We start from the raw sequence: 8,652 nt of genomic DNA, 5'->3' as shown, positions 1-8,652 counted from the left end.
GACATCCGACATCCGACATCCGACATCCGACATCCGACATCCGACATCCGACATCCGACATCCGACATCCGACATCTACTTCCTCTTATTCATCTCATCCCTGATCGCAATCGCTCTTATATAGTCTTCATGTTCCAGTACATCATTGAGCAGGGTCTGCAGTTCTTCCAGACTCATGCTGCTCAGGTCTTCACGGCCTGTGTTACTGTCTTCTGCGCCAACAGCTTCGGCTTTTGGTTTCTTGCCCCCATCTTCCATCAGGATACCGGCATTTTCGAGTATATGCTCATAGGTGTAAATAGGGCAGCCAAACCTTACGGCCAATGCAAGTGCATCGCTGGTACGGCTATCGATTTCTACGGTATCGTGTTCGGTAAAGCAGACCAGTTTTGAATAAAAAATGCCTTCCTGCAGGTCACTGATGATGATTTCCTGTAATTCTACATTAAAAGCATTCATGAAATTTTTCATGAGGTCGTGTGTCAGCGGGCGACTGGGTTGCATATGTTCGAGTGCCACAGCGATGGCCTGTGCTTCAAAACCACCAATCACGATAGGAAGTCTTCTCAAACCATTGGTTTCGCCCAGCACTACGGCATAGGAATGTGTTTGGGTGATGCTGTGCGACAGGGCCACTATTTCCAATTCTATCTTTTTCATAGACCACACGAAAATAAATCAATTTACCATAAGAATGTCAGGTTGGGGTTTGGGCTCAATATTGGGGTACAATAAAGGTTTCAGAAAGGCTTATCGGACCTGAGTTTTTTATCGAACAGGAATGTGCCAAATGGCAGAAACGCTGCCAGAAAAGCCCAGATCAGCATGGTAAAGGGCCATTTTTTTTCTTCTCTTACCATATATGCCAGCCAGCAATAGGCGATAAAGAGTATGCCATGTGCCCATCCGGTAAACTTTACGGCTTCTGGCATGTCCGCAAAATATTTGAGGGGCATGGCTATTCCTAACAACAGCAGTAAGGAGATACCTTCTGCCATACCAATTTTTCTGAAGAGTGGGAGTGATGATGACATGATGCAAAGAAACAACAAAGATCGCTTGCACAGATCGGTTACAGAATCAGTAATTTGCAAGGCAAAAATATAGGTATGCCTTTAGTTGATCTCGCCGGTATTACACCCAAAGAAATAGTACCCGGTTACAGTGCCCGTTTTATCCATACGGAAAATATGACGTTCTCTTACCTGGATGTGAAAGCAGGTTCTGCGCTCAAAGAACATTCGCACCCGCATGAACAGGTAGCACATGTGCTCGAAGGAAGATTTCAACTGACACTGGCAGGTGAGCCCATACAGTTTGGTCCGGGTGAAGTCATTGTCATTCCATCCAATGTACCTCATGCTGGTCTGGCCATTACGGATTGTAAATTGTTGGATGTATTTCACCCAATAAGAGAAGATTATCGTGCATTATAAAAACAGGAATCATGAATCTTGATCTCACAGGAAAAACAGCATTGGTTTGTGGCGCTTCCCAGGGCCTGGGTGCCGCTGTGGCACATGAACTTGCATTGATGGGTGCTAACGTATACCTGTTGGCGAGAAATGAAGAAAACCTGAAAGCGGTGCTTCATTCACTTGATACCGCATTACAACAGCAGCATGGATATTTTGTTGCAGATACCAATGAGCCTTCTTCAGTCACCGGATTGATCAGCGACTTTTTAGCAAAAGGACATACCATTGATATTCTTGTCAATAACAGCGGCGGACCTGCATCAGGCCCGTTATTGAATACAGCAGCAGAGGAGCTTGAAAGAAGCTTTCGTTCGCACCTGGTTACGGCACATACACTGGCACAACTGTTGGTACCGGGGATGCAGGCAAAAGGTTTTGGACGGATCATTAATATTGTTTCTACCTCTGTGAAACAACCTATTAATGGCCTGGGTATTTCCAATACGGTGCGTGCGGCTGTTGCCAACTGGGCCAAAACGCTGGCCAATGAAATTGGTAAATATGGTATTACGGTGAATAATGTGTTACCTGGTTATACCAAAACAGGTCGTCTTGATTATTTATTTGGTAAACAGGCTTCAGATGCAGGTACGTCTGTAGATACCATTGTCGATAAAACAGTGGCATTGATTCCTGCAGGCAGATTAGGAGAGCCGGAAGAATTTGCGGCTGCAGTGGCTTTTCTTTGTTCGCCGGCGGCTGCGTATATCAATGGCATTAATTTACCGGTGGATGGTGGCAGAACCGGTGCTTTGTAGGATTAAGGAACTAAAAGCTCCTGTAGTTCATAGAGTGATCACTATACTATTCAACGGACTTAAACGGCGTCACGGGTATGATTAGACATGAAATTTTCGAGCGAAATGCTGTTCACAGGTATATTTCCTAATCTTGATTCAAGTGCTTTCAGGTGTGCGTTACCTACTGCCGCGAAACTAAATGTACCAGACCTGGCAGCTTCGGCAATAGCATGCAAAATAAATTCATTGCGATAATCATTTGCCTCTTTAAGTGTAGGATCATCGGGGGATTTTAACAGATCTGTACCTTGTTTGTCGGTCAGTTTTTTATAATAACGTTTTACTTTTTTGTCAGTGGCTTCCATGATAATATTCAGAAAGCTGTCAAATCTTTTGGGAACATCTGCAGGTTTTTTAATAAAATCTTCGATGGTTTCCCAGGCCATTTCCAATCCAAAATGGAATTCATTCAGTTTTCCTTTTTTGATCTGGTAATAAAATACCCGTTTGAAAAGGGTAAGAACAGCCTGTCCCGATTCTTGTAATGCATCATATTCTTTTGGGGCAACCTGAGGAGCTTCCTGTGGCTTCCAGTATTCAGCTTGATCATCTTTGCCTTTTATGACCAGTTTATAACTGCCGTCGCGGGTGTCGCGCGTACGGTCATTTCCTAACGGAATATCCGGTGGTTTCCTGTCTTTTTTAACGGTGTTTTTATTTCCTTTTTCTACCATGTAGCCAAAAACCCTAAGGGCCTGTAATAGCTTGGAAGAAGTTTCATCTGTACCTTTATTTTTTTGTATCTGCTCGTTGCCTTTTTTCTTGAATTTATTGACGGACCATTCCGGACGCCCCTCATATAAAACCGGTTTGATAAGATTACTCTCTTTTTCAATATCGGTACCGCGAACGGCTGCATGTGATTCGCCGAGCACAAAAAACTGGTTTGCTAAATCTTTAAGGTCGTACCATAATGCACGTTTTTTAATAAGGCCAAAAGGAACCGGTGATTTGGTTACCAGGTGATTCTGCATAGCTGTTTCGTCCGGGTAATAACGGTTGAATTCATCGGCCATGGCATGTTTAACAGGTTCAGGTTGTTCCGTTGTTGGTGTGAAAGGATTTTCGTTGATCAGAATTTTCCTTTGAATCACTGGTGTAGATGAAGTTGGAGAAGCACTTGTAAAAGCAGGCACGGCAGGTAATTGCAGTCCTTTATAAGGGAGAGCTTCAGCCGAATAATTTACCGGTTTAGTTGCCGCTTCTTTATTTCTACAGCTTTCAGCCAGGAACATTGGATACCCATTTAGAGATACCTAAGTTATTCTTTTTTATTTATATGCGTATAAAGAATCGCAATAGTGTTCGTCACGCTGCCTATTCCTATTATCTGCAGGAATTAAATCAACAGGTCACTGTAACCTTTAAATAGGTTGCTGGAATAAGAGTAGTGTTTGCAGCTGTTGCTTTATTCTGGCTTTTAAAGAGTGAAACCAATTCCTGTTCAAGAGCAGCAGTTTTACCATTTTTTTCGGCGGCATCAAATGCATTCATGGTGGGTCCGTAGTAAAGTTTAAACAACTGTACAAAATCTTCCGGTGTATATGGTGCCCTGAAAGTGAAAGTATCTTCTATGCAATGGATATTTTCTTTTGCAATGCCGGCCTGGCCAAATCGTTCCGTCACATTATCTTTTATGCCCCATGTCATTGGACTAATGAAGCCTTCGGGTGGGGGTGGGGTATAGGAAGAACTTATTTTGAGTATTTGCGCTACCACAGTGGGGTCGCCGGGAATCCAGTTACCCATTACAATTTTCCCGCCTGGTTTTGTTACACGAACCATTTCTTTTGCAACATCAAAGGGTTTTGGAGCGAACATGGCACCAAAAATACTTACCACCATATCGAAAGAATGATTGGCCAATTCACCTAGGTTGCAGGCATCCCCTTCCTGAAAAGTACAATTGAAAAGTCCGGCTGCTTTGGCTCTGGCATTACCCGCTTCAACGAGGTTGTTGGCAATATCAACACCCAGTACTTCGGCGCCCATTTGCGCCTCAGGAATGGCAGTAGTGCCATCGCCACAGCCAAGGTCAAGGATTTTCATTCCTTTAGTGACGCCAAGTTTCGACACCAGTTCTTCTCCGCTTTGTCGCATGGTATCAGCGATACGCGTGAAATCGCCTTTCTCCCAGAGAGCTTTATTTGGATTCATAGTGTAGGGTTTACATAATTGTAAATTCAGTGATCCGAATCAGCCATTAGCGGATATATAAATATACAAAAAGCGAAACATTCCAGATTATATCGTCGGTATACTCTTTTCTCTGGTTATAAAGATTGATTTATAGTGCATTATGTCATAATAAAGCAGCTGGATTACTGCACTTTCTTCCCTGTTTTATCAATATAAAAAACATCATTACCTTTCTTAACCTGCGCTTTGCCATTGATAAAATCATCCGCATCGTCGAACTGGGGGGCAATTACTTCCTTGCCTTCCACATCCACAAATCCGATTTTGTTGTTTAGTAAAACGGCACACATACCTTCTGAGTAGCCAAAGATATTATCGTATTTAACAGGGATCATGATTTTACCATCATTGGCAATGAGTCCGATTTTCTGATTAAGTGCTGCGATCACGCATTCTGATTCTTTTGCATTCACCAGGGTATCATATTTTACCTCGGCAATTTCACGGCCCTTATCGTTTACCATACCCCATTTATTGTCAACTCTCACAAAACTCCGCCCCTCAACCGGAGAGTAAATCTGTGTATATTTTGCAGGCGTGATTTCAGTAAAGGTCTCTGAGAAAAAACCGTGCTTGCCATTCTGTTTAAACCATAACAATGGTTTAGCGTCGTCCATCCTTGATATATATTCATATTTCAGTGGGATTTTGATTTCGTTGTTTTTATTGATCGCGCCAAAAAATTTACCCGTTCTTACATAGGCGACTCCTCCAACAAAGGATGAGCCATATTCATAAGAAGGAGCAATCACATCTTTCCCGTTCTGATCAATCCAGCCATATAAATTATTCACCTTCACATTGAACAATCCATCAGATAAAGGTTCAACACGATCATATTTTAAGGGGGCGACAACTTTCCCGGTTTTGTCAATTCGTCCCACCATGGTACCCTGCCTTACCATACAGGTTCCGTCTTTATCAAATCCGAATACACGGTCGTATACTAATGGAATCACTTCCTTTCCTGTTTTATCAATAAATCCCCATTTACCGTTCCAGGTAACTCGGCAAAGACCACCCACAAATTTATACCCCTCAGATGAAATGCTGTATCTGGCCGGTACCACTTCCTTTCCTTCTGTATTGAGTACACCCATCATACCATTTTTTTGCATGGTGGCCAGACCATCGTTGAAGGAGTTGATTTCGTCGTATATGGGAGCTGTTAGTTCCCTTCCATTTATAGAGAGTAGTCCGAATTTCTTTTTGGAATCTTTGTATTCATAATACATACGCAATACAGCGTCGGCCTGGTCGTTATAAGTTTTTTTAATTTCTTCATATTTAATGGGCGTAATTTCTTTTCCTTGTGTATTGATAAGTCCCCATTTGTTATTCATTCTTATTTCTGCCACACCATTACTAAAGTCTCTGACCATCTCATATTTAAATGCTGTGAGCTCTTTTCCGTTTACATCAATAAATCCATAATTGTGACGCCAATAATAACCTGTTTTAGCAGGTGCAAATGCAAGATTGGAATTGTCAACTGTTTTTAACTCGGAAATATAAGCGGTTATAAATCCATCGTGGTATTGACTTCCCAGCCAGTCGTATTTGGCGGACGCCACGATGTTGCCATTCGCATTTACAATGCCATATTTTTCTTTGCCGTCGGTGGTCTTTGTAAAAACGCGGTAGCCATCCTGGGCATAAGAGCAGAACGCCATCCAGCAGCAAGCAATGGAGATGAAGATTTTTTTCATTGGGTATGTATTAAATGGAGGTGATAGAAAGTTTTGTATTTGTTTACTACTATTCTTCTTCCTGTTCAATTTTATATTCAGCAAATAATTTTGCCAGCGATGCTATATAGTCCCAGTCGTTCATCTGGTGTAACATATGTACGAAGTTGTGACCGAACTGGAGAATCACCTGGTTCTTTAACACAAAGAATGTGTTTTCCATGCCGAATCCACCTGTATCAGGGTTCCATACCGCTTCATTGTGCCAATCGGCTATTTCATCGTCATATTCTTTCCGAAAAGCGGCAATGGCTGCAAAAGGGTCTATGCCGTTCATAAAGCTAATGCTCGGAATGTTCCCGGTAAGATAGAGGTATAATGCTTTTGCATTAAGGTAATCGTGACTGAAGAGCGTGGCTAAAGCAGCAGGCTCTTTGGATATTGGTTTTGTTTCCATACAATAACAATGCCTTTTCTATGGGATTCGTGCCTGGTTAATCTATTCAGGCGTTAAGAAGTCAATAATAGTACTATTCTTTTTCTTTTCTTTTTATAGATAAAAGAAAATGATATTCAACATTCATTTTACTTAATTCTTGGTATGATTATTACTTGTTTATGAAATTGCAGCGGTGAGTCAATGGCAACAAAAAAGGACCAGTTGTATACTGGTCCTTTTTCGAATCATATAAGACAGGATTATTTTCCTTTCATTTTTCTGATCTCTTCCGTCAGCTTCGGCACCACTTCAAAAGCATCACCTACAATACCATAATCTGCTGCTTTAAAGAAAGGCGCTTCAGGGTCTTTATTGATCACCACAATTATTTTACTGCGGTTCACACCGGCAAGGTGCTGAATGGCACCGGAGATGCCAATAGCAATGTATAGATTCGGAGCTACCTGTACACCTGTTTGTCCAACATGTTCATGGTGAGGTCTCCAGTGTGCATCACCAACAGGACGGCTACAGGCAGTAGCAGCTCCCAGCTCTTTGGCAAGGTCTAATAAGATGCCCCAGTTTTCCGGTCCTTTTAATCCGCGGCCACCACTTACAACAATTTCAGCTTCGGTTAAAGGTATTTCACCACTTACTTTATTTACGGCAGTTACTTTTACTTTCGGTGCATCTACTGCAACAGAGAGTTGGTTTACTTCAGCAGTTCCTTCACCTGCTATCGTGGTAAAACTATTCGGGTTGAGCGAAATTACTTTGATGGCAGATGTAATACTTACATTGGCAAAAGCTTTACCCGAAAAAACGGTTTTCTTCACCACAAAACCATTGCTGGTATCGGGCAGGGCACAGGCACCTGCTACCAGCCCCGCTTTGAGTCTTACGGCCACACGACCTGCAATGGCTTTTCCTGTATGGTTATGTGAAATAACCACCACATTGGCTCCGGTAGTGCTGACAGCTTCAGCAATTACTTTTGCATACACTTGTGCATCGAGGTGGTTCAGCGTTTCATTATTTACCTGGTGTACTTTTTTTACCCCATACTTACCCAATGCACTCAGGTCATCACTCACATTACCCAATAACAGGGCTTCTGCTGCCGTACCCAATTGTTCGGCCAGTTTAGCTCCATAAGTCAATACTTCATAAGAAGCTTTCTTGATATGGCCCTCTGATTGATCTACAAATATTAAAACAGACATGTTTCTTTTTTTAAAGATGGTTGAATAACAATCCTGGTTAGATTGCTTTTGCTTCTTCGTGTAACAATCTTACCAGTTCGCCCACATTATCCGGACTCACCAGTTTCACACCTGCTTTGGCGGGTGGTAATTCAAAACTCACGACAGAACTGAGTGTATCAACAGCTACAGGTTCTACTACTTTTAATGGCTTGGTACGTGCAGCCATGATGCCTCTCATATTTGGGATGCGTTGTTCTGCCACACCTTTCTGACAGCTAACCACTGCAGGTAAAGCTACATCGGCTACTTCTTCACCACCTTCAATTTCGCGGGTAACGGTAGCTATGTTGCCATTCAGGTCGAATTTGGTAGCGAGAGAAATATAGGGAGCATCAATAAGTTCTGCCACCATGCTGCCAATAGAAGATCCATTGTAATCAATGGTTTCTTTTCCGGTGAAAACCAGGTCGTAACCCTCTTTTGCAATGGCGGCAATCTGTGAAGCAATAAAATAACTGTCACTGCCATCTGCATGAATACGAATGGCTTCATCTCCACCCAATGCGAGTGCTTTACGGATGATGGGCTCCGCATCTGCAGCGCCCACTGTTACCAGGTGTACAATGGTGGAGGGATCTTTTTCTTTCAGTTCAATGGCCCTTACCAGTGAATACCATTCATCGTAGGGGTTAATGATCCACTGAACACCATTCTCATCAAATTTGCTGTTACCATCCGTAAAAGCAATCTTGGAAGTGGTATCAGGCGTCTTGCTTACACAAACCAGGATTTTCATATGTCTCTATTAGGTTTTGATTCAATGATTAGTTGTTTATGCAACTA

General features: G+C 42.4%; 10 protein-coding genes. 2 read left to right on the top strand and 8 right to left on the bottom strand.

The features are described from left to right. Positions 1 to 75 precede the first annotated feature (75 nt). Together ACH3Z1_RS14070 and ACH3Z1_RS14065 are read right to left on the bottom strand one after the other, a co-directional pair. Complete coding sequence (locus ACH3Z1_RS14070) at positions 76 to 660, bottom strand: bifunctional nuclease family protein (protein WP_490822630.1); 585 nt, start codon at positions 658 to 660, stop codon at positions 76 to 78. Positions 661 to 740: 80 nt separating this feature from the next. Then, positions 741 to 1,034, bottom strand: coding sequence for a DUF3817 domain-containing protein (locus ACH3Z1_RS14065; RefSeq protein WP_490822629.1), 294 nt, complete (start codon positions 1,032 to 1,034; stop codon positions 741 to 743). Between the two features lie 75 nt (positions 1,035 to 1,109). Between ACH3Z1_RS14065 and ACH3Z1_RS14060 the strand changes: the two genes are divergently transcribed. Together ACH3Z1_RS14060 and ACH3Z1_RS14055 are read left to right on the top strand one after the other, a co-directional pair. Continuing rightward, positions 1,110 to 1,436 carry a cupin domain-containing protein gene (locus ACH3Z1_RS14060; RefSeq protein WP_490822628.1) on the top strand — a complete coding sequence of 109 codons (327 nt, stop codon included), beginning with the start codon at positions 1,110 to 1,112 and terminating at the stop codon, positions 1,434 to 1,436. A gap of 11 nt (positions 1,437 to 1,447) precedes the next feature. Then, positions 1,448 to 2,236, top strand: a complete 789-nt coding sequence (locus ACH3Z1_RS14055; RefSeq protein WP_490822627.1) for an SDR family oxidoreductase — start codon at positions 1,448 to 1,450, stop codon at positions 2,234 to 2,236. 59 nt (positions 2,237 to 2,295) lie between these two features. Here ACH3Z1_RS14055 and ACH3Z1_RS14050 read toward each other — a convergent pair whose 3' ends face one another. The 6 genes from ACH3Z1_RS14050 to ACH3Z1_RS14025 all read right to left on the bottom strand — a co-directional run bounded on the left by ACH3Z1_RS14050 (position 2,296) and on the right by ACH3Z1_RS14025 (position 8,605). Next, positions 2,296 to 3,513 (bottom strand): hypothetical protein, encoded by a 1,218-nt coding sequence (locus ACH3Z1_RS14050; RefSeq protein WP_490822626.1) that lies wholly within the window; start codon positions 3,511 to 3,513, stop codon positions 2,296 to 2,298. 109 nt (positions 3,514 to 3,622) lie between these two features. Further along, positions 3,623 to 4,435 (bottom strand): class I SAM-dependent methyltransferase, encoded by an 813-nt coding sequence (locus ACH3Z1_RS14045; protein WP_490822625.1) that lies wholly within the window; start codon positions 4,433 to 4,435, stop codon positions 3,623 to 3,625. A gap of 164 nt (positions 4,436 to 4,599) precedes the next feature. Next, positions 4,600 to 6,186 (bottom strand): WG repeat-containing protein, encoded by a 1,587-nt coding sequence (locus tag ACH3Z1_RS14040; protein WP_490822624.1) that lies wholly within the window; start codon positions 6,184 to 6,186, stop codon positions 4,600 to 4,602. A 49-nt stretch (positions 6,187 to 6,235) separates the two neighbouring features. Beyond that, a complete protein-coding gene (locus ACH3Z1_RS14035) occupies positions 6,236 to 6,622 on the bottom strand; it encodes a hypothetical protein (RefSeq protein ID WP_490822623.1) in 387 nt (128 codons plus the stop codon). Positions 6,623 to 6,864: 242 nt separating this feature from the next. Then, complete coding sequence (locus ACH3Z1_RS14030; protein ID WP_490822622.1) at positions 6,865 to 7,827, bottom strand: electron transfer flavoprotein subunit alpha/FixB family protein; 963 nt, start codon at positions 7,825 to 7,827, stop codon at positions 6,865 to 6,867. A 37-nt stretch (positions 7,828 to 7,864) separates the two neighbouring features. Continuing rightward, complete coding sequence (locus ACH3Z1_RS14025; RefSeq protein ID WP_490822621.1) at positions 7,865 to 8,605, bottom strand: electron transfer flavoprotein subunit beta/FixA family protein; 741 nt, start codon at positions 8,603 to 8,605, stop codon at positions 7,865 to 7,867. Between the last annotated feature and the right edge of the window lie 47 nt (positions 8,606 to 8,652).

This window comes from Sediminibacterium sp. FW305-C-49, assembly GCF_058231085.1.
Note: the sequence above shows the minus strand (reverse complement) of the source record. Positions and strands in the feature narration are given on the sequence as shown.